The organism is Williamsia muralis, from assembly GCF_002735905.1.
In the GTDB taxonomy this organism is placed as follows: domain Bacteria; phylum Actinomycetota; class Actinomycetes; order Mycobacteriales; family Mycobacteriaceae; genus Williamsia; species Williamsia muralis_A.
This window is the reverse complement of the sequence record NZ_PEBD01000004.1, coordinates 336,031-360,333: the sequence shown is the minus strand read 5'-3', so window position 1 is coordinate 360,333 and position 24,303 is coordinate 336,031. Positions and strand designations below refer to the sequence as shown.

The window sequence follows — 24,303 nt, the reverse complement described above, 5'->3', positions numbered from 1 at the left end:
GTGTCAGTGCTGGTGGCCATCGAGCTGCCCAGGATTTGGTGTTACAGACGTGTGTGTAGGTGTCGGCACTGCCGCGGCGTGTTGCTGGGCCGCGGCCTGCGCGGAAAACTCAGCGGTGCGGACCACACCGTCATGCCGAAAGTCGAGGAATAACCGATACATGCCCGGTGATGGTGCGGTGGCGACGAAGGTGATGTCGGGTCCCGGTTTCGTCACGCCATCATCAGGCTCACCGTCGGGGTGAACATGGAGGTAGGCCAGGTCGCCGACGCGCAACGCGACCAGGTGGCCATACGCGGCCAGATACGGTTGCAGATCCGTTACCGGCTGCCCTGTCCTGGTCACGGTCAGTGTGAGTTCGCTTGGCGCACCGGGGATTAAATTACCGTCGAGGTTAACCGTGTACTCGCCGACCTGTGCGGTTTGGGCGGGCGCTGGAATCGGCTGTGGTTCGTATCCGCCGGCAACGAAGGCGTCGATACCCAGCGTCATCGTCCGTTCGTGCCCTGCTGGGCGGAAGTCGGCGTAGAACCTCCACACCCCCGCAGTCAGGTCCAACGTGGTCGTCCATCTACCTTGGGCGTCCATTGTTGGGTGCACGTGCTGGAACCCCGTGCTGTCCCGTCGGACAGCGATGAAATGCAGGTCCTTGTCGTGGGTGCTCTCATAGCGCGTGACCAGCTGGTCGTCGGGTCCGGTGATGCCGAACGTTACTTCGGTTGTGCCGCTGGACAAGACCGTGGAATCAAGCTCGAGTGTGTACCCGTGCTCGGAAACCATGAGGCCGCCCGGTTGAGCCGCGGCGTTCCCCCCGTGCCCTGATGGGCCGTGTGCTGTGGTGTCTTTCATGTCGCTTCCGCCTTCGTGGTGAGTGTTGTTGGCGTTCTGTCCGATTGGTCCGATGGCGTTGCCTACGCCGAAGGACAGTGCGAGTACCGCAGCCGTTGCTACAGCGAACCCGCCTAGTTTGAAAGGGGTATCCATAATGTTCCGGGCTCCTGCTTATCTACGTTTGAGGCCGGCAACGGCGTAGGTGGAGGTGGAGGTGTTCATGGTGACGTGCTCCCAATGGGAGGTTACGAACGATCCTGCGCGAGTCAAGATTTGACGAGTCGAGCGATCGCATCCGAGGCTTCCCTGAGCTTGTGCCCGGCGTCCGGTCCGCCAACAGCCGCTGCCCGAACGACACAGTGAGCCAGGTGCTCATCTAGTAAACCGAGTGATACCGACTGCAGGGCCTTGGTCAGTGCGGCGATCTGCGTGAGGACGTCAATGCAGTACTGCTCCTCCTCCACCATCCGGTGTACTCCCCTGGCTTGGCCCTCGATGCGGCGCAAGCGCTTGAGGTAGTCGTCCTTGCCGTGCAGATATCCGCGCTCGCTGTCCTGGTATTGGTCTTGGTCGTTCATATCTGTTGTCCCTCTGCCATGTTCGGTCCTCAGCTGCCAGCCCGAGCGGCTGCAATTGGTACCCCCATGGGGTACCTGTTGTAGAGTACACCATACCCCTATAGGGTATGGATTCTGAACGGGTCAGCATTCCTGCGCTACCAAGAAACCCGGTCAGGCCACGGTCGTATACCCCCTACTAGTACGGAGTACAAATGTCATCGCCAACCGCACCATCTGCGGGCACCGCCCGGTGGTGGGCACTCGCACTGATTGCCACCGCGCAGTTCATGGTCATCATGGACACCTCCATCATCGGAGTCGCGCTACCTGAAATGCAGGCCGACCTCGGCTTCACCCAGCACAACCTGTCGTGGGTCTTCAATGCCTACGTCGTCGCTTTCGGCGGGTTGCTGCTGCTCGGCGGCAGACTGTCCGACTTGTTCGGTGCTCGACGTATGTTCGCCACCGGGTGGGTCATTTTGTTGCTGGGTTCCTTCGTCGCCGGCATTGCCGGCAACGTCGGTGTCGAGCTCACCGGCCGCGTCGTCCAGGGCATGGGCGCAGCTCTCATCGCACCATCAGCACTGACCCTGCTGATGATGCTGTTCGGGTCCAACCCCAAAGAACTCACCAAAGCGTTGGCGCTTTATGGCGCCGCTGCTCCCGCCGGCGGCACTGCTGGTGTATTTCTCGGTGGCGTACTCACCGAATACGCCTCATGGCCCTGGGTCTTTTACATCAACATCCCCATTGCGGTCATCGCACTCCTGGCCACTCGGGCCCTGATGCCCAGCGGCGCCATGGGCGGGGGCGGATCGATCGATCTGTTCGGTGCGCTCACAGTGACTCTCGGTCTGGCGGCTGCGGTCTATGGCATCGTTCGCGCCCCTGAGTCCGGCTGGAACTCAAGCGAAACATGGGTGGCCCTCGGTATCGCCGCCCTGCTCCTGATCGCCTTCTTCGTCTCCCAAGCCAAAACGCGTGACCCACTCATGCGACTATCGATCTTCCGAACCCCCAACCTGGGGGCGGCCAACCTCGCCCAGCTACTACTCGGCGCCGCGTGGATCCCGATGTGGTTCTTCCTCAACCTCTATCTGCAGCAAGTGCTCGGCTACAACGCCTTCCCATCCGGAGCAGCACTTCTGCCCATGACCGGCCTCATCATGCTGGGCATGATCGTTCTCGCACCCAAAGTCATCGGCACGTTGGGACTCAAAGTGCCGATCGTGGTCGGGCTGCTGATACTGGCCCTGGGTCTGGGCTGGCTCTCACTCGCACGCCCCAACGGCAACTACTGGATCGACGTCCTGCCCGCATCGCTGGTCGCCGCGCTCGGCATGTCCCTTGCGTTCATCCCCTCGCTGAGTACGGCCATCTCCGCAGCACGACCCGAAGAAGGCGGCCTGGCCTCCGGCATCGTCAACACCAGCTATCAGGTCGGTTCCGCACTAGGACTCGCCGCAATGACCGCAGTCGCCGCCGCGTACGGAGCTGACCAACTCGGAAACAAGGCAGCACTCACCGACGGATTTTCCGCAGCGTTCCTGGGCGCAGCCGCTATCGCACTAGCTGGTGCAGCCCTAGCACTCGTCACCATCCGCACACCGAAACCCAACGCCGGTGCAGCCCCTGCCGACGCCGCCACAAGCGCAACCTGACCGCGACCCGGGTCTGGCAGGGCGTACTACCCAAACGCTCTGCCAGACCGGGGAACAACACACGCCCTGAGTCCCCGAGAAAGGCCCCTCCATGCCGTTCGTCACAGCCATCGGCCGCAGTGTGATCACCGTCAGCACGTCCACCACCGCACGCCGCATTGTCAAGTGCCTCATCGGCTGCGCACTCACCGCAATCACCACCCCACCCACAACACCAGCACACTGCACGCCCCCCAGGAACTAAGCGGCAGCGGGGTCGACGGAGACTCAGGACCGCAGGCTTACTCGCACCTGAAGGTTCCGCGATTCGGGCACGGCAGACGAATCCCGGTAATTCCCTCACCTACGTGTTGAAAATACCTGCGCCAGGGTGCAGTCTGCCGGCATGGCCCGATCTCTCGGTTCCGAAGCCGCCGACGCCCTCGTCCATCAACTGGGGAACGACATCGTGGGTGATCAGTTCTACCGATCCGAACCGTGGGATCAGCTTGCGCTTGTAATCAACCTCGATCGCCGCAAGCAGATGTTCGGCTACGTGTATTCGGCCGGGGACTGGGAAGCCGCGAGCCCCGACGGCATAGAACCGTTGGCGACCGCGCACAAGCTGCAACAGGCCATGCGTCCGCCCGACGCACCGCCCTGGAAGAAGTGTCTGGTGACAATCGATCGCGGAACCGCCACGATCGACATCGTCTTTGACTACGAAGGGACCGAATGGGTTCCCGATGTGGCCGATCCCGAACGTCTCGCTGCGAGTCTCAAACCGTTGCCGCGGAGCTGATCTCGGGCGTACTGGCAGTTGCTCGCCTGTACCACACCCCTCGGGCGTCGTGCCCAGGACCGGTCACACCCCAACCGAGGTGACGTCGCCCGACCGCAACGACAACGACCGGGTGACCCCGAGCCGGGACAAGAAGTCTTCGTCGTGACTGACCACGAGTAGCCCCCCATGAAAGCCCGACAACGCCTCGACGAGCTGGTCGACGCTGTCCATGTCGAGATTGTTGGTCGGCTCGTCCATCACCAGCAATTGAATGGGTGGTGACGCAAGGAGCAACCGCGCCAGGGCAACCCGGAAGCGCTCGCCCCCGGACAGGTCGCCGATCAGCCGTTCCACCGCGTCCCCGCGGAGGAGGAATTGGGCGAGGCGCCCGCGGATCGTTTCCGGATCGACGCCCGGGACGGCGGCGCTGACCGTGTCGAGGACGCTCTCGGACGGGTCGAGGTCGTCGAGACGCTGTGCCAGATAACCGACCCGATCCGTGTGAGCCACCATGTGCGCATCGCCGACGGCCGGCTCGACTCCCCACATCGTCCGCAGGAGCGTTGTCTTGCCTGCTCCATTGGGCCCGGTGATGGCGACACGTTCGGGACCTTGGATGACAATGGTTCCGGTAGCCGAACGTATCTCGGCCAGGCGCCGGCCGGCGGGCACATCCGGATCAGGCAGTTCGATGCGGATGTGGCGATCATCGCGGATGGACTCATTCGCCGTGTCAATGGCCTCGCGGGCTTCGCGAACCTTGTCGGCGGCCTGTGTCCGAACGCGGCCGGCGGTGTTCTCGGCGGCGCGTTTGCGTTTGCCCAACAGTATCTTCGGCAGGTTCCCGTCCGTGGCGTCTTTCCGGCCGGACCGGGCCCGGCGGGCGAGTTTGATTTCGGCCTCGACTCGTTGTCGCTGTTCGGTTTTCAGTTTCTGTTCGGCCACCCGCAGATCCCGGTGGGCCGCCTCCTGTCGATGTCGGACGTATTCGCGGTACTCACTGAGCGGGCCGCCGAACAGGGTGATCCAGTTCTCCCGCAACTCAGCGGTGGTGTCCATCAGCTCGAGCAACGCCGGGTCATGTGAGACCACCAACAGCGTGCCGGGCCAGGCGCGCACCATGTCGTACATACGCCGGCGGGCATCACGGTCGAGGTTGTTGGTCGGCTCGTCCAACAGAGTGATGGGTGCAGCCGCCAACCACAGACCGGCGATGGCAACGAGCATCGATTCGCCGCCTGACAACGTGCCCACCTCGCGGCCCAGTTCGATGCCTTGCAGGCCCGCTTGGTGCAGCGCATGTTCGGCACGGGTGTCGATGTCCCAGGCATCGCCCACGACGTCGAAGAGTTCAGGGGAGGTGTCTCCGGCCTCGATCGCCCTGAGTGCATCGACCCGGTCACCGATGCCCAGCAGATCGGCGACCGTACTGTGCACCTGCAGTGTCAGAGTTTGTGGCAGATAGGAGGTTTCACCGACCACGTCGATCGATCCCGACGTGGGTGTCATCTGCCCGGCGATGAGCCCGAGCAACGTCGACTTGCCGCTGCCGTTTGCACCGATGAGTCCGGTGCGGCCACGCCCGAAGGTTGCTGTGACGTCGGACAGGGCGGGCGTGCCGTCGGGCCAGTCGAAAGAGATCTCACGTAGGACAACGGCTGATTCGGTGTTCGGGCGCATGTGGCTCCCAGGGGTGAGTGGTGGAAGACGCACCAACTCGATGACCGCTTGATGGCAGCGGTCGAGACAGGTCGGCGCGCTAGGACGCGGGGCCGTCGACTGTCTTCACTGCATTCCTCACTGCCGGGAACAGAACGTGATCGAGTGTGCGGGACGTTGGCGAGCGGCGCAACTGCTTTTCTGGCCTCTCCGGTGTTGGCAGACTGTTCTCATGACGACGATCCGTCCGGCCCGGCCCGACGATGCCGACGCGTTGACGCAGTTGATCGCGGTGTCCTTCGAGCCCTACATCGAGCGGATCGGCGCACGACCCGGGCCCATGTCGACCGACTACACGTCGTTGATCGGACAAGGCTCGGTGTGGGTGGCCGACCGTGACGGCGATGCCATGGGCACCATCGCGTTGACGGCGAAGGACGACCACCTGTTGCTCGACAATCTCGCGGTCTCGCCATCGGCACGCGGACTGGGTGTGGGTTCGCAGCTGCTGGAGTTTGCGGCCGACCACGCGCGCTCGTGTGGACTCGGTGAATTACGGCTCCACACGAACGTGGCAATGACCGAGAACCTGCAGTACTACCCACGGCGGGGTTTCCGGGAGACCCACCGGGCCACCGTGGACGGGTTCGAGAGGGTCTACTTTTCCCGGACACTGTGACCGTCGGTGGTTACCCTCGATGGGGTAACTGCCAGCCACGGAAAGTGCCCGATGTATCTACAGGACTTCGAATCAGCCGGAACGCTGACATTCGACGCTGCTGAGAAGATCTCCTGGAAGACCTCGGAGTTCGACACCAAGATCATGCTGGTGGTCGATCGACGCCGGGTGAATGCTAATTGTCTGGCCCTGTGCTGGGACGAGCTCGACATCCATCGAGGCACACCGGTCGCGATCACTGTCGGCGAAGGGCCTACCCACAACGACGCCGAGGAACGCCGGGCACTGGTCGCGATGGTCGACTACTTCCAATCCATGACCGTTCCCGAATCACCGAAGAGTCGCCGACGACGCCGGTTCTCCTTCGGCGGGCGCTGACCGGGGCAGGCCGGCACCGATCCGCGCAGACGGTCTGGCATGGTCGACCGTCAGCCGTGTCGTCGATAGAACTCGAGGTGTTGTCTGGCCGCATGCGCCCAGGTCAAGCCGGCCGCAAGAGTGCGGCCACGGGCCACGCGGCTCGGATCGGGTGTGAGCGCGGCGCTCAGCTCCGATGCCAGATCGGCAGGGGTGGCGGCGTAGCGAACCGTGTCGCCGAACACTTCGTGGAGCACTGGTAGGTCGCGCGTGACCACAGGGGTCCCGGCCGCGAGCGCTTCCATCGCCGCCAGCCCGAACCCCTCCTTGGTGGAAGGGAAGGCGAAGACCGACGCCTCGGCCACCAGTGCGGGCAACTCGCTGTCGTCGACAGGGCCGAGCACGATCGGTGAGGTGCCCAGGTCCGCCATCCGCTGGTCGAACTCCGCGCGGTAACCCCGGTAGTCGAACAGGGTCTCTCCGCCGGCGAACACGAGTTTCAGATCGGGGTGCTCGCGAACCATCAGCGCATGGGCGTCGAGCAGGTCGATGCTGCCCTTGCGCGGCTCGATGCCCCCGACCGCGAGCACGTACCGGCCCAGCCGCGATCGCCAGCGGGCGCGCCCGGCCACGGCTTCGGACGAGTCACCTGCGGCCGCCGCGAACCGGGCGGACTGAACCCCGTTCGGGATGACAACCGGCCGGTATCCCCACCCTTCGTGAACCTCCCGTGCGACCGCTGCCGACACACAGATCCGCGCGTAGGGTTCGACGATCGCCTTTTCGTGGCACGCCGCGAGAACCGGGGTGGTGAACTGGTCGAGATGGTGAATGGTGCGGATGCACCGTCCGACCGCATTCGCGCTGATGCAGTCCTGCGCGTGCACGATATCGGCTGCGTCACGGTCGAATTCGGCCCGCAGCACCTCGATCGACCGCACGATCCGGTCGGTGACGGTGTCGCCGTCGCGATCGGCGAAGCGCGCCAGGCGAACCGTGACAGCCGGATCCACCGGCCGGAAGAACCCTGGATCGCCACCCCTGGCCAATGACCAGACCGTGACCTCCGCGCCGGCATGCGCCAGTGCCTCCGCGAGATTGAGGGTGTGCACAACACCACCGCGAGGCTTGGTCGAGTAGGTCACGAGGGAGATTCTCGGCGGTCGCTCGCCGGCCCATGCCGCCGTCACGACTCGTCCCGCCAGTAGGTGTCCACCCGACGTTCTCGGAGATGATGAAGCACACGGCGCGCCCGGTCGACCTCCGCATCGATGTCGATGTCGCACACAGCCATTCCTCCTTTCGCCCACGTCTTGGCGAGCACTTCCCCGCCGGGACCGACAACCTTCGCCTGGCCGAGGAACCGCAACTTACCCATCACTCCTGTTTGATTCGACGAGACCAGCACCACCTGATTCTCGGCGGCCCGCGCCGCGTCGTACAGATCGAACAGACGAGATTGCCGGTCGTTGGGAAGCCGTGAGGCACGGTCGGTCACGCTGGCGGGCCAGGCCGACAGCGCGGTGATGATCCGGGCACCGTCGAGCGCCAAGGTGCGCGCGGCCTCGGGAAACGTCTTGTCGTAGTCGATCAGCATCCCGATCCGGCCGACGGGAGTGTCGAACGCACCGAAGTGATCGCCTGCGGAGTAGGCCAGCGATTCACCCGCAGGCTGATGAACTTTGCGGTGCACACCGAGTACGCCGTCGCCGGACAGGCATGCGGCCGCGTTGTAGCGTTGCCCGTCAACATCTTCGGTGTAACCGACGCACACCGTCATCGGTCCTGCGGCCTCAGCGATTCGAGCCATCTCCGGTCCTTCGATGGCCACCGCAGGAGGGAGGTGATCCACATCCGGTGCCCGGAGATCACCGATGTAGCCGCCGAGTGACGCGTCGGGCAGCACAAGCAGATCGACGTTGTCTCGAGAGGCCGCTTCGATGATGCCGACGATCTTGCTCACCGCACGTTCGACGTCCCGACCGAAGTGGGCTGCCAGTGCGGCAACACGGATGGGTGGCATGGGAGAAGACTAGTGAACCGCGGCAGATGTGGGCGCGATGCTCGCCGAAGTCATCGCCCGGCGGTCTTGGGCTCGATGAGATCAGCACCGGTCATCGCGAGCACCTCGACGGCACCTTCGGGCATCCGGTGCGACACCGCGCGGATCTCCGACATCTGCGCGGCAGCCGACGTGCATGCGAACCCGAACTTCGCACGTACCCGGTCACTCGCCTCGGTGAGGGCCCGTGTGGTGCGGCTGACGAACTCCGGTACGGGGTAACGCCCACCCACCTCGAGGTGGTCGTGCATCACCAAAGACGGCGAATAGCATTGCTGTTCGGTTCCGTTCGGCCAGCGCACGGTGAAGGTCATCTCAGGCATGGGTCAGGACCTCGGCTCGATGTGTCGGTGGTTCGTACTCTGACTCATGCTGCTCCCAACCCGGTCACAGTGCTGTGCACGGCGCTCGTGACGGCACCGTCCGGCCAGCGCAAACCGACACCTGGGGTGTCGGTCAACCGACCACACGTCGCCGAGATCGCCGGTCCGGCATCGGGTATGGCCCGTCCGGGATCATCGGCGGTGATCATCGCGAAGCCGGGGAACGCGGTGACCCATTCCCCCACCGTGACACCTGCCGGCCGCGGTATGGCGGCGACGTCGAGTATCGCTCCTGTGCCGCTGGCCTCGGCGAGCATTCCCGTGGTGCCGACCAGACCCGCCATACTGACGTCCTTGGCCGCGGCCGGCGCGGCTCCCCGGATGAAGGTGCCCATCCGCTCGAGTTCGTCCGGCCGACGAGAGGACGTCGAATCCCATTGTTGCCCTGCGTAACCGGGGCGCCATCCGCCGCCCACATCGGCAGTGAGACGTAGGGTGTGTCCCACCCTCCCCCCGCCGGCCGGCACCGGCGAGCCTGTCCGGCCCAGAGCGGTCACCGACAACGACGCCGGCACCCCTGACTGGGTGTGACCACCGAGTACCGGGACATTCCACGCCTCAGCGGCTTTCGCCATTCCCCGGATGATGCGCGTCAGCTGTGAGCGGGTCGGCGCCCCCACCGCATCGAGCAGTCCGACGGGCGTGGCACCCATCGCCGACAGATCGTTGAGGTTGACGAGAACTGCGCACCAGCCGGCCCATTCAGGGTCTCGCTCCACCATCGACGGGATGATGGCGTCGCATGCGGCGATCATGTCGGTGCCGGGCACGGGGCTGCCGTCATCTCCTCGGAAGCCTGCGGGGCCCAGGCCGGAAGCATGACCGGACAACGGCGCCAGCACGTCGGCGAGCATCGCCTTCGTCCCCGCGACCAGGCGCTCGATCTTGTTGATCGGCCAGCGCATTGCCGCATGCGCGGTACCTGCTACGTCCACCTCCCCGGTGTGGTCCCACCCGAGTGATGCGAACATCGAGCGGTAACGCACCTGCACCGCCGCATCGAACCGCAAGACGCCTGCATTCTCGGCGTAGGCGCACGCCGCGCGTACCAGCGCAGGCCCCACCCCGCGTGCCTGATCGGTGGGAAGTACCACCAGCCTGCTTCCCGTCCACCAGCCGATGTCGTCGCCGGTGGCCGGGGCCAAACGCACGCCGCCGAGTACTGTTCCGTCGTCGGCCACCGCACACAACACCACCGTGCGCGGATCGTCGTCGAGGTCATCGCGATCGGTATGGGTGAAGAGTTCTTGTGTACGCACGAACGCGTCGTGACGCAAAGCTCGATACGACGCCAATTGTGCCGCCGAGTCGGCAGGTTGGATCATGAACCCACCGGGGGCGATGACGCGCCGCGGACCGGTGAGAATGGACAGATCCCTGGTTTCGGTACGCATCGTCAACCACCCACATTCTGTAGAACACTGCAGGCGCCACAGGCCGCACAGCCCGCCTTCTGGTCCGAACCTGCCATGCCGGCAGCCGTGAGTTCCTTGGCAACCCGCCGGGTGACGGCTTCGACCACATCCGCCCGCGGAGCCTGCGCGAAGTCCACATCGACCGCAAGTGAACCCGGGTGTGGACGGAACGGCACCACAAAGGGATACACGCCCATCTCGATCAATTCGCGTGCGCCGTCGACCAGTTCGTCGGGATCCTCACCGAGTCCGATGAGGAGGTACGTGGACACCTGATTACGGCCGAACACCCGCACCGCCTCGGCCCATGCGGCCCGGTACTCGCCGATGGACACCGTGGCCTTGCCCGGCATCCATCGTGCGCGGACCGCGTCGTCCAGGGACTCGATGTGGATGCCGATCGACTCCGCGCCGGCTTCACGCAGTTCCGTGAGCGTCGCCAGGTCGCCCGGAGGTTCACACTGCACCTGGATGGGCAGTTGCGGGACAACTGCTTTGACCGCTCGCACACACCGCGCCAGATGCTTGGCACCACGGTCTTTCGCCGCAGACGTGCCGGTGGTCATCACCATCTGCTTCACCCCGTCCAGGCGCACCGCCGCTTCGGCGACCTCGGCGAGCTCGGCCGGCTTCTTCACGGCCACGGTGGCTCCCGCACGCAGTGATTCCTCGATGGTGCAGAAGCGACACCGCTGCGCCGGGTCATAGCGGATGCAGGTCTGCATGACCGTGCTCGCCAGGACGTCGCGGCCATGCAATTTGGCGATCTTCTCGTACTCCGTGCCCGAATCGGTGCGTAGGTCGTAGAACGCCGGTCGATCGATGGCCGACACATCCAGCCCCAGGTCTTCTGACGAACCATCCAGCAGGATTTGGTCACCCTCAAGGACATACGGACTCAACGGGTTCCGCGGAATCGCTGCGTTGATCCCGTTGATGACGAGATGACCGTCGTCGCTCGGACCCGCACCAGCCGAACGCCTGACCGGCAACGAACCACGGACTCCGAGCAACGCAAGATCCACGCGCGCCGACAACGCTGATTCCGGTCGAGCTCCGCTACGCTCCGTCTCCACAGAAACTGGTCGAGCTCCGCTACGCTCCGTCTCCGATTCAGGCATATCGGAGTGCCCTCAGACCATGTACGTGGAGTTGATGATGGCACCCTTACGGGCGTAATGAATCAACGCATCCTGCACATCAAGCGGATGAGCCGGAATCACACCCTCGATCAGATCTTCCTCACGACCACCATGAAGTGCCAAACCGAACCGACAGCAGTACACCGTCCCACCCTCACCGATGAACGTCCCCAACGAATCATTGATGTTCTGCTCGCCCGGAAAACCCGAATCGCCCGTCGTCGGGAAACCGCGCGTGGCCAGGCAATTGATCGCGCCAGGACCATAGAAATACAACGCCGACTCAAACCCCTTGCGCAACGCCCGCGTCGCCTGCAACACCGCCACAAAACTCACCGACGACTCATGCGCAATCCCGTGAACCAACGTGAAATACGACTCCCCACCCTCAGCCTGATAGTCCGGGAACAACTTCGTCCCCCCATAAATGTTGCTGCCCTTCGGCAACGACGGATGCGGGATCTCAGCCACAGACTTCTTGATATTCTCGGCAATCAACTGATCTATATCGGACACGGGTCCTCCTGGAGGGCGAAGATAGATGCCGCCTCGGCCGCATTGCCGATGAGCGAGAGCCGAGGTGGGCTACGTGTTCCAGTACAGAAGTCGCCTGTTTCCCGGTGGTTATCCAGGGAATAACACTGTGCTGCAGGAGTCTCACCGCTGTAACGAGCCGGTAATCACCGCTGTCGCACGGGCGTCAGACCCCGATGGCCAGGGACATCCCGCACAGGGGATCCCGCATTTCGTGGGGCCCGCAAACCCGTTCACATCGGTGCGCGCGCTGTCACTGCGCGTGGAGACCACTCGCGATGCGGTCGATGTTCTCCATGTGAACAGGTGCGAGATGTTTGAGGCCCGCGTGTGCAAGCGCAGTGGCAAAGAGTCCGACCTCGTGGGGCGGGAGATCGAGGGCGAGGGCCTGCCGGCCGCCGTGGATGGCGATGCCGGCCAGCATCGAGGCGAGGAGCTCGGCGCTCTGCTCGGGCGCGGGAAGAGCCCGCAACGTGTAGTAGGCACGGATGCGCATGGCGATCTGCCCCGAGATGCTCAGCACGAGCTCGTCGCGGATCTCCGCATTGGGCCCGGAGGTGACATCACCGAAGAGCAGCCCGAAGCCGGCAGGATGCTCTGACGCGTAGCGGAAGAAGGCCACCATGTCAGCCTTGACCTGCTCCTCCATCGACAATGCCGAGGCGGACTCGTATGCCGCGAACAACCACTCGCGAAGTTTGTCGGCCTCCCGGACCAGGCACGCCCGGTAGAGCTGCTCTTTGCTGCCGAAGTGCGAGTAGAGCGTCGGCTTGGTGGCATCGGCCTGCTGCGCGATGGCCTCCATGGAGGTTGCGTGATAGCCGTTGGCGTGGAACACATCTCGCGCTGCGTCGAGGAGTAGTTCGTCGCTCGGCCGGTTTCCGTTGCTGCGACGGGACGGCGCAGCACCCGATCGTTGCCGAACTTTGGCCATGGTAGCGATTTTACGTCACCGCCGCGCCTTCCAGTCCGCACGCTTCGCCCTTGGCACGGCACCGTTCATCAGCTAGAATCGGCTTTGTTTGACCGACGAGTAAAACTCTGTGGCGCCGCGATAAAAAATCGCGTTGGAGCATGTCGGAGTTCCTTACGCACGCACACGATCGGGAGTATCAAGGAACAATGCACCTCAAACTGAGCGACGACGAAGTTGCCTTCCGCGAGGAAATGCGGACCTTCTTCACCACCGAGATCCCCAAGGAGATCCGCGAGCGGACCGCCGCGGGCACGCTGAACTTCCCCGACGACATGATCACGGTTCAGCGGATCCTGAACGAGCACGGTCTGGCAGTGCCGAAGTGGCCTTCCGAATGGGGCGGCCGCGACTGGACTCCCGTGCAGAAACACATCTGGCAGAACGAGATGAACCTCGCCTCGGTGCCTGAGCCCCTTGCGTTCAACACCGACATGGTCGGCCCGGTGATCGCCAACTTCGGCTCGCAGGAGATCAAAGAGCGTTTCCTCCCGGCCACAGCCAATCTCGACATCTGGTGGTGCCAGGGCTTCTCCGAGCCCGAGGCGGGATCCGACCTGGCATCGCTCAAGACCCGTGCGGTTCGCGACGGCGACCACTACGTGGTCAACGGTCAGAAGACCTGGACCACCATGGCCCAGTACGCCGACTGGATCTTCGCGCTGGTGCGCACCAACCCCGATGCTCCGAAACGCCAGGCGGGGATCAGCTTCCTGCTCATCGACATGAAGACCGAGGGCATCACCGTCAGGCCGATCCAACTGGTCGACGGCGGCTTCGAGGTGAACGAGGTCTTCTTCGAGAACGTCCGGGTGCCGGTGGAGAACCTGGTCGGCGAAGAGAACGCGGGCTGGGGATACGCGAAGTTCCTGCTCGGCAACGAACGAACAGGTGTCACCCGGGTGGGCATCACCAAGAACCGCCTCGCGCTGGCCAAGGAGCTGGCCGCGAAGACACCCGTCGGTGACGGCACCCTGCTGGAGGATCCCCTGTTCGCCGCGCGCCTGGCCGAACTCGAAAACGAGTTGCTCGCACTGGAATTGACACAGTTGCGGGTGGTGGCATCGTCGGCAGACGGCAAGCCCGATCCAGTCTCCTCGGTCTTGAAGCTCCGCGGTAGCGAGCTACAGCAGGCGTCCACCGAGATCCTGGCCGACCTCGCGGGAGTCGACTCACTGGCTGTGGACGCGGCGGACATCGGCTCCCCGCACTGGGCGCAAGAGACCGTTCCGACGTACCTCAACCACCGCAAGGTCTCGATCTACAGTGGCTCGTCCGAGGTTCAGCGAACCATCATCGCGTCCTCCATCCTCGGCCTCTGACACGACCTCCCCATCTACGGACTTCATCCCTGATGCCGACGTCGAGCGCCCCCGGCACCAACTAACGAAGGATTGCCTTCACCATGGATTTTGAACTCAATGAGGAACAGACGATGCTGCGCGACACCGCGCATGACGTCCTGACCAAGTTCTACGACATCGAGAAGTTGCGCGAGGTCACCGCCACCGACCTCGGCTGGAGCCGAGACGTGTGGAAGTCGTTGGCGGAGATCGGCATTCTCGGTCTCCCGTTCAGCGAGGACGACGGTGGTATGGGCGCCGGACCCGAAGAGGTCGCGGCCGTGCTCGGCGAGATCGGCCGGAGCCTTGCTCCCGAGCCCGTGCTCGACGCGGTGTACGTGCCCGGCGGACTCATCGCCGAGACCGGCACCGCGGAACAACGCGCCCAGTACCTGCCACAACTCGCCTCCGGCGAACTCCTCGCGGCATTCGCGCACACCGAACCGGGCGACCGGTGGCCGAGCGCGGCTGTCAGTACCACCGCGACGGCATCGGGTGACGGCTACGTCCTCACCGGCCGTAAGAATCCTGTGCTGCACGGTGATTGCGCCGATGTGCTGGTGGTGACCGCGCGTGTCGACGCTCAGGGGCAAGGGCAGGGCGAGATCGGCTTGTTCGTCGTCGACGCCACCGCAGACGGAGTGTCGCGCACCGCGTTCAAGACCCACGACATGCGGCGTGGTGCCCAGGTGGAACTGCAGGACGCTCCCGCCACCCGACTGGCCGAGGGTGATGTGGCCGCGGCGCTGGTGCGCTCGGAAGTGGTCACCCAGGTCGCGCTGTGCGCCGAGGCAGTCGGCGCCATGGAGGAATCGCTGCGTTTCACCACCGAATACCTCAAGCAGCGCAAGCAATTCGGCGTACCACTGGCTAAGTTCCAGACCCTGACCCAGCGTGCCGCCGACATGTACGTACTCCTCGAGCAGGCCCGCAGTATGAGCCTCTACGCCACGGTCACCCTGGCCGACGGCGACGTCAACCCGATCGTCGCGTCGCGGGCCAAACTGCAGATCTGCCGCTCCGCCCGCAAGATCGGCCAGGAGGCCATCCAGATGCACGGCGGTATCGGCATCACCGCCGAGTACCCGGTCGGGCACTACGTGAGCCGGCTACTCGCCATCGAACACACCCTCGGCGGTGCGTCCGAACATCTCCGAACACTGTCGAATCAGATCGCGGACTATGACAAGATCCTGATCGGATAGTGACAACGTTCATTGACAGGAGTTCCATGGCTGCCCCACTGCTCGAAGCGTCCACTCACATCAAGGCCACACCTGAACAGGTGTGGAAAGTGGTGTCCGACCTGAAGCGGATGGGCGAGTGGAGTCCGCAATGCCGCAAGGTCGTGGTCCGCGGGGGCGGCCCCGTCACTCTCGGCACCAAGACTGTCAACGTGAACAAACGCGGTCTGCTGGTTTGGCCGACCACCGCAAAGGTGGTCCGGTTCGAACCGAACAAAGAGATCGCATACAAGATCAACGAGAACAACAGCGTGTGGAGCTTCACCATCACCCCCACCGAGGACGGCGTGGAACTCACCGAACGTCGTGAGGCACCCAACGGCACCACCAAGGTGTCGTCGACGCTGATCAACTTGGCATTCGGCGGCGAGAAGTCGTTCGACGCCGAACTCACCGACGGGATGCAGCAGACGCTGGGCAAGATCAAGGCGTCGGTGCGCTAACGCACTACAGCTTCTTCAGCAGGGCGGGCAGGTCCGCGATCGAGTCGATGACGTGATCGGGGACCTGCCCGAACTCGTCTTTGACCAGGGCGTCGAGCTGTTCGGGCAGAAACTTGCCAGTCCGAACCAACACGCCGGTGATCGCGGTCTTCTGGGCGCCCAGCACATCGCTGTACATGTCGTCGCCCACCATCACCACCCCGGCCGGATCACCCACGCCGAGCATCTCCACGGCCGAACGAAAGCCCAGCGGCGATGGCTTGCCGATCGCGCGGATCTTCTTGCCGGTGGCCTTCTGAAGGCCTTCGAGGTACACCCCGGTGTCGATCTTCGGTCCGCTGCTGGTCGACCACGTGAGCGACCGGTGCATGGCGATGGTCGGTACGCCTTCGATCATCCAGCCCAGGGCTCTCGACATCAGCTCGTGGGTGAAGGACGGGCCCGCGCCCCCGAAAACCACCACCTCGGGGTCGTCGTCGACGAGATCCACCCCAGCCATGTCCTCGGTCACCGCCCCCTCATTGAGCACCACCACCCGTTTGCCCGGGTGTTTGGTGCGCAGATACTCGGCCGTCAGCACGGCGGCAGTGACGATCTCGTCATCACGCACCTTGAATCCCACGGCGGTGAGCGCGTCGGCGATCTGCGCTCGCGACTTGGATGTGGTGTTGGTCAGGAACATTCGCGGCAGACCGGTATCGGCGATCTCCTCGAGGGCTTCGACGGCACCGGGCAGGGCTTTCCACGAGGTGACGAGCACCCCGTCGATGTCGAGCAGCAACCCTTCGGCCATACCTGAGAAACCTAGTCCTGCCAACGGTCGATCGCACGCGGGAGCCGACAGGTCCGACAATTCTCACAGCGCCGCCCGATCATGCCGAACTCGACTTTTCTGGCGGTCGTGGTGGTCCTTCCGGCATGCTTGGCACCATGGCCGACCAGCTCTCGACGCAGTACTCGACCCTGTCCAAACGTGTGACCGGCCTTATGTCGCGCGCTCACTCCGACCTCGCCGACCTCGTGTCGTTGCCGTCTGTGCACATCGACCCCGACAAGCGGGACGACTGCCGGGCCAGCGCTGCCTGGGTTCGTGGCGCTTTCGCCGACGCCGGGATCGAGACGCAGGTGTACGACACCGTCGACGGCAGTCAGGCTGTGATCGGTCATCGCCCCGGCCCGCCAGGATCGCCGACCGTCTTGCTGTACTCCCACCACGACGTGCAGCCGGCCGGCCCCGAAGACCTCTGGAACTCGCCGCCGTTTGCACTCACCACTCACGACGGTCGCTGGTTCGGGCGAGGTGCGGCGGACTGCAAGGGCAACGTCGTCGCCATCCTCACCGCGCTGCGCTCATTTGCGGCGCTGCCGGCGTTGGGAATTCGAGTGGTGATCGAGGGCTCGGAAGAAGCCGGCGGCGACGGTCTGGATCAACTCGCCCGCATGCAGTCAGACCTCTTCGATGCGGACATGATCCTGATCTGCGACACCGGAAACGTGGCCCCGGGTGTACCCACGCTCACCACCAGCCTGCGCGGGGTCGCGGGCGTGAAGGTCTCGGTCGAGACCCTCGCATCGGAAGTGCATGCGGGACAGTTCGGCGGCGCGGCCCCCGACGCGCTTGCCGCACTCATCGCCGGGCTGGCGACCCTGCGAGATGCGGACGGCAACACCACGATCGACGGGCTGCCCGCCAGTCAATCCTGGCCCGGCGCAACCTACGATCCCCTGCAGTTCCGCTCCGACTCCACAACGCTCGACGGTGTGGACATCCTCGGCTCGGGCACCCCTGCCGAGATGGTGTGGGCGCGGCCGGCGGTGACGGTGATCGGATTGGACGCACCGAACACCGACGACTGCGTGGCCGCCATCAATCCACGCGCCTCGGCGATGCTCAACCTGCGTGTGCCACCCGGCGTGAATCCCGGTGTGGCCGCGTTGGCACTGGAAGGTCATCTGCACAAGCACATTCCGTGGCACGCCAAGGTGCAGGTCGACACCGTGATGACCGGGGCACCGTTCGCTGCCGACACCTCGGGCCCTGGATACAAGGCGCTCACCGAGGCGATGAGCAAGGCATACCGGGCCGAGGTGGTCCATTCCGGTCAGGGTGGATCGATACCCCTGTGCACGGTGCTCTCGGAGATCTGCCCCAGAGCCGAGATTGCACTACTCGGCGTCGAGGAACCGAACTGCCGGATCCATGCACCCAACGAGAGTGTGGATCCGGACGAGATCTCGAAAACCGCACTGTCCCTTGCCCTGTTCCTCGCCACATACACGGTGGACGCCTGATGCGCACAGTCGAAGAACACCGGGCCGTCGTCGCATCCTTGTTCGCCGAGCCCCGGCCTGTCACCGTGCCTGCCGCAGCCGCCCTCGGCAGGGTGCTCGCCGACGATGTCGTCGCCGGGGTCACGCTGCCCGGCTTCGACAACTCGGCGATGGACGGTTACGCCGTCATCGCCTCGGACATCGCGCACGCGACGGAGACCGATCCCGTCATCCTGCCTGTCGCAGAAGACATCCCGGCAGGGCGAACCGATCAGCTCACCCTGTCTCCCGGCACGGCCCACCGCATCATGACCGGAGCCCCCGTGCCTGCCGGAGCGGACGCGGTGATCCAGGTGGAGCTCACCGACGGCGGCGTCTCCGAGGTGAGGATCAACGCACCGGTCCCAGCCGGAGCCGCCATCCGCGCCGCCGGTTCCGATATCGGTGCAGGGACCCGTGCCCTCTCGTCCGGGCGCGTTCTGCACGCACCGCAGTTGGGCCTGCTGGCCGCGCTCGGGATCGCCGAGGTCGCGGTGTTTGCGCCGCTGCGGGTGCTGGTCCTGTCGACCGGAAGTGAGCTGGTGCCCGCAGGCACGCCGCTGGAGTACGGACAGATCTACGAGTCCAACGGCGCGATGCTGACCGCCGCGGCCATCGAGGCCGGGGCGATCTCCGAACAGGTGCACTTCGTGCCCGATGACGTCGGCCAGTTCCGGGCACGACTCGACGAGTACGTCGACGGCGCGGACGGTACCGCCGTCGATCTCATCATCACCTCCGGCGGTGTCAGCGCCGGCGCCTACGAGGTCGTCAAGGATGCGTTGGTCGGTCACGGGGTGGAGTTCGCCAAGGTGGCCATGCAGCCAGGCATGCCGCAGGGTTGCGGCACCTATACGAGTTCGGGGGGCACGGCTGTCCCGATCATCACCTTGCCCGGCAATCCGGTGAGCGCTCAGGTGTCCTTCGAAGTGTTCGTCCGGCCGGCCCTGCGCGCAGCCATGGGCCTGCCCGCCTCACGGCGCACCATCACCGCGTCGGTCACCGAACCGATCGCCTCCCCCAGAGGCAAGCGCCAGTTCCGCAGGGGTGAACTCACGATCGCCGACGGTGTCGCCTCGGTGCGGCCCATCGGGCCGCCGGGTTCACATCACCTGGCGTTCATGGCATCGGCAAACGCGTTGCTCGACATCGCTGCGGACACCGACAGGGTCGAGACCGGCGCCGACGTCGAAGTGCTGATCCTGGAGGACAGCTGACCGATGAGCACCTGCGACAATGGCGGCCATGGCCAGACGACCCAGACCTACTGAACCCGAGAGTGTGACCCGCCTGGCACATTTTGCCGACCTCGTGCGGGAAACCGTGCCGCCGATCCATCGGGCCGGTGTGCCGTTCGTGGCGGCGGGCGCCGCCGTGGCCCTCGCCGGCCGACGCCACGGCTGGATCCGGACACCGGCTACCGCAGCCACACTCGCCACCGCCGCGTTCTTCCGTCACCCGAGCCGGGTGCCTCCGAACGCTGCCGGAGTCGTGGTCGCACCGGCGGACGGGCAGGTCGCGTTGGTGGACCATGCCGCGCCGCCGCACGAGCTCGGGCTGGGCGACACTCCCCGACCACGCGTGTCGACCTTCCTCTCGATCTTCGACGTACACGTGCAACGGATCCCGATCGCCGGCACGGTCGAGTCGGTCGAATACCGGCCGGGCAAGTTCGTCAGCGCCGACCTCCCCGATGCAAGCGCGGAGAACGAGCGCAACTCCATGCTGATCCGGACCGCCGACGGCACCGAGTTGGTGGTGGTGCAGATCGCCGGTCTCATCGCCAGGCGCATCGTGTGTGAGGCCAGTCCCGGCGACCCGGTGACGCTCGGCGACACCTATGGCTTGATCCGGTTCGGGTCACGTGTCGACGTCTACCTGCCCGAGGGCACCCGCCCGCTCGTCGCCGTCGGCCAACGCGCCGTCGGCGCGGAGACCGTGTTGGCGCAGCTGGGATGAAGGAGTCCGTCCGCAAGGAACCTGGCCGAAAGGAACCCGTCCGCAAGGACCCGGTTCGCCGGTCCGGCAGCAGGGTGGTTCCGGCGGGGAGTTCCCGGCGGCGCCGCCGTCCGAGCCGCGCCGGAACGCTGAACACCGGCAAGCTCCTCGTTCCGTCGGCGCTCACCGTCCTTGCCATCTGCGCCGGCCTGTCGGCCACCAAGTTCGCTCTCGATGGCCGAATCCACCTGTGCGTTGCGATGATCGCAGCTGCGGCATTGCTCGACGGCCTCGACGGCCGGGTGGCCCGCCTGCTGGGGGCGACCACGCGCATCGGCGCCGAACTGGATTCTCTCGCCGACGCCATCAACTTCGGGGTGGCCCCCGCGCTGACCCTCTACGTCCTCCTGCTCGAGGGCAACGACGTGGGATGGCTTCTGTCGCTGATCTATTGCTGCGCAATCGTTTTGAGGTTGGCGCGGTTCAACACCCTGATCGACGAAGACGACACGCCGCAGTACACCAAGGACTTCTTCGTGGGTGTGCCCGCCCCCGCCGCCGCTCTCATCGCGATGCTTCCCATCGCCCTCGAGGAGCAATTCGGAATGGGCTGGTGGACCTCGGAGGCAACCGTCGGCACATGGATGACCATCACTGCGCTGCTGGCCGTCAGTCGCCTGCCGACCGCATCACTCAAGTCGTACGCGGTGCCGCCGAATGCGTTGGTGCTGGTACTCATCGGTGTGGCCCTGTTCGCCGCCGCGCTGCTGACCTACCCGTATCTGCTCATGGTGGTGGCGATCGGTCTCTACCTGCTGCACATCCCGTTTGCCTGGCGCACCAAGCGATGGGTGGCCAGCCGACCGGAGACCTGGGACTTCCACCCCCGGGAACGCCGGGCCGAACGACGCGCCATCCGGCAAGTGCGGCGCGGCAGGCCCACCAAATCGTCGGCCCGTCTGGGCCTGCGACGCCCCGGCGACCAGTAACGGGTAGCGAGCACCAGCCCGCGCCGATCGGCGCAGACGGTAGTTTTGGCCTGTGACTCCCGCATCTGCCGCATCTGCCGCGTCTCCGCAACTGACGCTGACCGCCCGGCTCAACCTCTCGGCGGCCGAGGCGCGCCGCGGCATCGTCAGGGTGCATCCGGAGGTCCTGGCCGCCTTGGCGCTGCGCGAGTGGGATGGGGTGGCCGTGATCGGCTCGCGTACCACCGGTGCGGTGATCGCAGCCACCGATGCGTCCGCACCCACCGGCATCGCGCTACTCGATGAGTTGACGCTGTCCAACGCGGGCCTGAAGTCCGACGCCCCGGTGGTGTTGTCCCCCGTGGTGGTCCACGGCGCTACCCGCGTCATGGTGCGCGGTTCGATGCTGACCGCCGATTCGGTGGACGAGACCACCCTGCGGCGCGCACTCCTCGGAAAGGTGGTGTCGGCCGGAGATGTGGTGTCGCTCTTGCCGCGCGACCTCGGTCCCGATTTCGCGACGTCCGACGCCACTCGTTCGCTCGCCAGGTCGGTGGGCATCACCTGGACCAACGAACTGCTGACCGTGGTGGACGCCGACCCATCCGGCCCGGTGAGCGTGCAACCGAACACCGCGGTGCTGTGGGCTGACAAGAGCGCCGGACCGCCTACGACCGCCGAGGCGGCCACCAGTGCATCCACCCGGCACACACCGGCCAAGGCGACCGTCAACACTGCTCCTCCGGCTCGGACCGTCGACGAACTCGTCGGCGTCGACGCACAGGTGGACAAGCTGACCGAATGGCTCGGCCTCGCCCTCGACAACCCGGAACTGCTCACCGCCCTCGGCGCGCAAGCTCGACTCGGTGTGGTGCTCACCGGCCCACCCGGGGTGGGCAAGGCAACCGTCGCCCGGGCCGTGTGCGCCGGGCGAGCCCTCGTCTACATCGACGGCCCGGTCACCGGCGCGCTCGAGGCATCCGGCCGGCTCACTGCTGTCAAAGATGCGGTCGGTCAACTGGTGTCGGCAGCGTCCGGCACGGGCGCGGTGTTGCTCATCAGCGATGTCGAGGCGCTGCTTCCCGCCGAGGCAGACCCCGTCTCGGCGCTCATCCTCGACGCCCTGCGCACGGCGATCACCGCCGACCGGGTCGCCCTGATCTGCACCAGTTCGGCGCCCGAAAACCTCGACCAACGGCTCCGCGATCCCGACCTCTGCGACCGCGAGCTGTCGATCGGATTGCCCGACAACAAGATCCGGCGAGGTCTCCTCGGCGCGCTCCTGGATTCCGTGCCCACCGGAACCATCGACCTCGGCGCGATCAGCGCTCGCACACCCGGTTTCGTCGCCGCCGACCTCGCCGCCCTCACCCGCGAGGCCGCCCTGCGGGCAGCTGCCCGCAGCGCCCGCGACGGCGAGCCACCTACGCTCGTCGAGGCCGATCTGCTGGGCGCACTGGAGGTGATCCGGCCGGTGTCCAGGTCGGCATCGCCCGAGGTCGCGGTCGGCAGCCTGACGCTCGACGAGGTCGGCGACATGGTGGAGACCAAACAGGCTCTCACCGAGGCCGTGCTCTGGCCGCTACAGCACCCGGACACCTTCACCCGCCTCGGCGTCGACCCACCCCGCGGCGTGCTGCTCTACGGTCCCCCCGGATGCGGCAAGACCTTTGTGGTGCGCGCACTCGCCGCGTCCGGACAGCTGAGCGTGCACAGCGTCAAAGGTGCTGAGCTGATGGACAAATGGGTCGGGTCATCGGAGAAGGCAGTCCGCGACCTGTTCGACCGGGCACGCGAATCGGCGCCATCGCTCATCTTCCTGGACGAGATCGACGCCCTGGCCCCACGCCGCGGTCAGTCGTCGGACTCAGGCGTCGGCGATCGGGTGGTCGCGGCGCTGCTCACCGAACTCGACGGGGTCGAGCCGCTACGGGATGTGGTGGTTCTCGGCGCGACCAACCGTCCCGATCTCATCGATCCAGCGCTGCTGCGTCCCGGCCGTCTGGAGCGACTCGTGTTCGTGCCGCCGCCCGACGCCGATGCCCGCGCCGCGATCCTGCGGACGTCGAGCAAGTCGGTGCCACTTGCAGAGGACATCGATCTCGACGAGCTGGCCGCGGAGCTGGACGGATACTCGGCCGCCGACTGTGCCGCACTGCTCCGAGAGGCTGCTCTGGCCGCGATGCGGCGGAACATCGACGCGGCCATCGTCACCGCCGAGGACGTCGGGGTGGCGCAGGACAAGGTTCGGCCGTCCCTCGATCCGGCCCAGGTGGAGAACCTGCGTCAGTACGCCGAAAAGCGTGGAGCCTGAAGCTCTCTTACGACTCTCAGTGGGCCATCGACGGCGTTTTTGTCAGCGACGTCGTGGATGCGGTGCGATGCCGACGCGCGGCCAAGGCCGTGCCGACGAGCAATCCGAGCACCGGCAGCGCGACGAAGACCACGCTCCGCGACATGGTTGTGCCATGGCCCGCGGTGTCCTGGAACACCAACTGCTGGGGAATGAGCCAGACCGCACCCGCGGCCCCAGCGCCTCCGGCCATACACCCCGCGATGAGCAGACCATCGCGTACTCGGGGGGTCACCAGCGTATTCGTCCGCTCGAGAAGACTTTGCACCGCCAATCCCGCCAGCCCGAACGTGGCCCCGAAGATGTAAGGCAGCCACCAGATCACGTCGGGTGTGTCCACCGACTGGTACTGGCCTGGGGCCTGCACTGGAGCACGTTGGTGCCCGTTGTCGGTGACGAACCATGCGCCGGCCGCCACCACACCGGCACACAAGCCGATCAGGCCGGACCAGTCCCACAATCGATACACCTCGACCTCAGGCTGATTTGACGCTTTCACTACCTCAGTATTGTCGAGGCATTCTTAATTCGCTGGCGAACACGACGGCGGAACAAGTGATGTACCGGCGCCGCGCGTCTCTTCTCGTGCCATTCCTCTGCAATTCCTGTCGATTTCCGGTTCTCTCGTTCGACGTAGGGATGAGAACAGCTTCGGCACGGGCCGAGGCATCACCCATCACGGAGG

At 65.3% G+C, this 24,303-nt stretch carries 24 protein-coding genes; 12 read left to right on the top strand and 12 right to left on the bottom strand.

Annotation, left to right across the window (positions count from 1 at the left end; all coding sequences use genetic code 11):
* Positions 1–3: 3 nt before the first annotated feature.
* Complete coding sequence (locus CSW57_RS02360; RefSeq protein ID WP_189339109.1) at positions 4–984, bottom strand: hypothetical protein; 981 nt, start codon at positions 982–984, stop codon at positions 4–6.
* 113 nt (positions 985–1,097) lie between these two features.
* Positions 1,098–1,409: a metal-sensitive transcriptional regulator gene (locus tag CSW57_RS02355; protein WP_099381281.1), complete on the bottom strand. Its 312-nt coding sequence runs from the start codon at positions 1,407–1,409 to the stop codon at positions 1,098–1,100.
* A gap of 194 nt (positions 1,410–1,603) precedes the next feature.
* On the opposite strand from CSW57_RS02355, the gene CSW57_RS02350 reads away from it, so the two are divergent.
* Together CSW57_RS02350 and CSW57_RS02345 are read left to right on the top strand one after the other, a co-directional pair.
* Positions 1,604–3,052, top strand: coding sequence for an MFS transporter (locus tag CSW57_RS02350; RefSeq protein ID WP_099381280.1), 1,449 nt, complete (start codon positions 1,604–1,606; stop codon positions 3,050–3,052).
* A gap of 385 nt (positions 3,053–3,437) precedes the next feature.
* On the top strand, positions 3,438–3,833 hold the full coding sequence (locus CSW57_RS02345; protein ID WP_143696455.1) for a hypothetical protein: 396 nt from the start codon (positions 3,438–3,440) through the stop codon (positions 3,831–3,833).
* Positions 3,834–3,896: 63 nt separating this feature from the next.
* On the opposite strand, the gene CSW57_RS02340 is transcribed toward CSW57_RS02345, so the two are convergent.
* Positions 3,897–5,495, bottom strand: coding sequence for an ABC-F family ATP-binding cassette domain-containing protein (locus CSW57_RS02340; protein WP_099381278.1), 1,599 nt, complete (start codon positions 5,493–5,495; stop codon positions 3,897–3,899).
* Between the two features lie 211 nt (positions 5,496–5,706).
* On the opposite strand from CSW57_RS02340, the gene CSW57_RS02335 reads away from it, so the two are divergent.
* Positions 5,707–6,153 (top strand): GNAT family N-acetyltransferase, encoded by a 447-nt coding sequence (locus CSW57_RS02335; RefSeq protein WP_099381277.1) that lies wholly within the window; start codon positions 5,707–5,709, stop codon positions 6,151–6,153.
* Between the two features lie 51 nt (positions 6,154–6,204).
* Positions 6,205–6,531: an HPr family phosphocarrier protein gene (locus CSW57_RS02330; RefSeq protein WP_099381276.1), complete on the top strand. Its 327-nt coding sequence runs from the start codon at positions 6,205–6,207 to the stop codon at positions 6,529–6,531.
* A gap of 50 nt (positions 6,532–6,581) precedes the next feature.
* On the opposite strand, the gene CSW57_RS02325 is transcribed toward CSW57_RS02330, so the two are convergent.
* From CSW57_RS02325 to CSW57_RS02295, 7 genes are all read right to left on the bottom strand, one after another.
* Positions 6,582–7,655, bottom strand: a complete 1,074-nt coding sequence (locus tag CSW57_RS02325; RefSeq protein ID WP_223248992.1) for an MSMEG_0565 family glycosyltransferase — start codon at positions 7,653–7,655, stop codon at positions 6,582–6,584.
* Positions 7,656–7,696: 41 nt separating this feature from the next.
* Complete coding sequence (locus tag CSW57_RS02320; protein ID WP_099381274.1) at positions 7,697–8,533, bottom strand: carbon-nitrogen hydrolase family protein; 837 nt, start codon at positions 8,531–8,533, stop codon at positions 7,697–7,699.
* 50 nt (positions 8,534–8,583) lie between these two features.
* Complete coding sequence (locus CSW57_RS02315) at positions 8,584–8,895, bottom strand: MSMEG_0570 family nitrogen starvation response protein (RefSeq protein WP_099381273.1); 312 nt, start codon at positions 8,893–8,895, stop codon at positions 8,584–8,586.
* A 44-nt stretch (positions 8,896–8,939) separates the two neighbouring features.
* The gene (locus CSW57_RS02310) at positions 8,940–10,349 is read right to left on the bottom strand and encodes an MSMEG_0567/sll0787 family protein (RefSeq protein ID WP_099381272.1); all 1,410 of its coding nucleotides are present in this window, start codon (positions 10,347–10,349) and stop codon (positions 8,940–8,942) included.
* 2 nt (positions 10,350–10,351) lie between these two features.
* On the bottom strand, positions 10,352–11,407 hold the full coding sequence (locus tag CSW57_RS02305; protein ID WP_099381271.1) for an MSMEG_0568 family radical SAM protein: 1,056 nt from the start codon (positions 11,405–11,407) through the stop codon (positions 10,352–10,354).
* A 96-nt stretch (positions 11,408–11,503) separates the two neighbouring features.
* Positions 11,504–12,028, bottom strand: coding sequence for an MSMEG_0572/Sll0783 family nitrogen starvation response protein (locus CSW57_RS02300; RefSeq protein WP_099381270.1), 525 nt, complete (start codon positions 12,026–12,028; stop codon positions 11,504–11,506).
* Positions 12,029–12,299: 271 nt separating this feature from the next.
* Positions 12,300–12,980 (bottom strand): TetR/AcrR family transcriptional regulator, encoded by a 681-nt coding sequence (locus CSW57_RS02295; RefSeq protein WP_099381269.1) that lies wholly within the window; start codon positions 12,978–12,980, stop codon positions 12,300–12,302.
* Positions 12,981–13,168: 188 nt separating this feature from the next.
* Here CSW57_RS02295 and CSW57_RS02290 point away from each other — a divergent pair, with 188 nt between their 5' ends.
* From CSW57_RS02290 to CSW57_RS02280, 3 genes are all read left to right on the top strand, one after another.
* Positions 13,169–14,341 (top strand): acyl-CoA dehydrogenase family protein, encoded by a 1,173-nt coding sequence (locus CSW57_RS02290; protein ID WP_030169363.1) that lies wholly within the window; start codon positions 13,169–13,171, stop codon positions 14,339–14,341.
* 83 nt (positions 14,342–14,424) lie between these two features.
* The gene (locus CSW57_RS02285) at positions 14,425–15,567 is read left to right on the top strand and encodes an acyl-CoA dehydrogenase family protein (protein WP_099381268.1); all 1,143 of its coding nucleotides are present in this window, start codon (positions 14,425–14,427) and stop codon (positions 15,565–15,567) included.
* Between the two features lie 26 nt (positions 15,568–15,593).
* Positions 15,594–16,049: an SRPBCC family protein gene (locus tag CSW57_RS02280; protein WP_023957098.1), complete on the top strand. Its 456-nt coding sequence runs from the start codon at positions 15,594–15,596 to the stop codon at positions 16,047–16,049.
* 4 nt (positions 16,050–16,053) lie between these two features.
* Here CSW57_RS02280 and CSW57_RS02275 read toward each other — a convergent pair whose 3' ends face one another.
* Positions 16,054–16,842 carry an HAD-IIA family hydrolase gene (locus tag CSW57_RS02275; protein WP_099381267.1) on the bottom strand — a complete coding sequence of 263 codons (789 nt, stop codon included), beginning with the start codon at positions 16,840–16,842 and terminating at the stop codon, positions 16,054–16,056.
* A gap of 137 nt (positions 16,843–16,979) precedes the next feature.
* Here CSW57_RS02275 and CSW57_RS02270 point away from each other — a divergent pair, with 137 nt between their 5' ends.
* Genes CSW57_RS02270 through CSW57_RS02250 form a run of 5 tightly spaced genes read left to right on the top strand, consistent with a single transcriptional unit; the run spans position 16,980 to position 23,579 of the window.
* Positions 16,980–18,341, top strand: a complete 1,362-nt coding sequence (locus tag CSW57_RS02270; RefSeq protein ID WP_099381984.1) for a dipeptidase — start codon at positions 16,980–16,982, stop codon at positions 18,339–18,341.
* Positions 18,341–19,576: a molybdopterin molybdotransferase MoeA gene (gene moeA / locus CSW57_RS02265; protein ID WP_099381266.1), complete on the top strand. Its 1,236-nt coding sequence runs from the start codon at positions 18,341–18,343 to the stop codon at positions 19,574–19,576. The genes CSW57_RS02270 and moeA overlap by 1 nt, the downstream gene beginning before the upstream one ends.
* Before the next feature lie 28 nt (positions 19,577–19,604).
* Positions 19,605–20,318, top strand: coding sequence for a phosphatidylserine decarboxylase (locus CSW57_RS02260; RefSeq protein WP_099381983.1), 714 nt, complete (start codon positions 19,605–19,607; stop codon positions 20,316–20,318).
* On the top strand, positions 20,315–21,286 hold the full coding sequence (locus tag CSW57_RS02255) for a CDP-alcohol phosphatidyltransferase family protein (RefSeq protein ID WP_099381265.1): 972 nt from the start codon (positions 20,315–20,317) through the stop codon (positions 21,284–21,286). The genes CSW57_RS02260 and CSW57_RS02255 overlap by 4 nt, the downstream gene beginning before the upstream one ends.
* 52 nt (positions 21,287–21,338) lie before the next feature.
* On the top strand, positions 21,339–23,579 hold the full coding sequence (locus CSW57_RS02250) for an AAA family ATPase (RefSeq protein WP_099381264.1): 2,241 nt from the start codon (positions 21,339–21,341) through the stop codon (positions 23,577–23,579).
* Between the two features lie 16 nt (positions 23,580–23,595).
* Here the strand turns inward: CSW57_RS02250 and CSW57_RS02245 are convergent, their stop codons facing one another.
* A complete protein-coding gene (locus tag CSW57_RS02245; RefSeq protein ID WP_099381263.1) occupies positions 23,596–24,117 on the bottom strand; it encodes a hypothetical protein in 522 nt (173 codons plus the stop codon).
* Positions 24,118–24,303 lie beyond the last annotated feature (186 nt).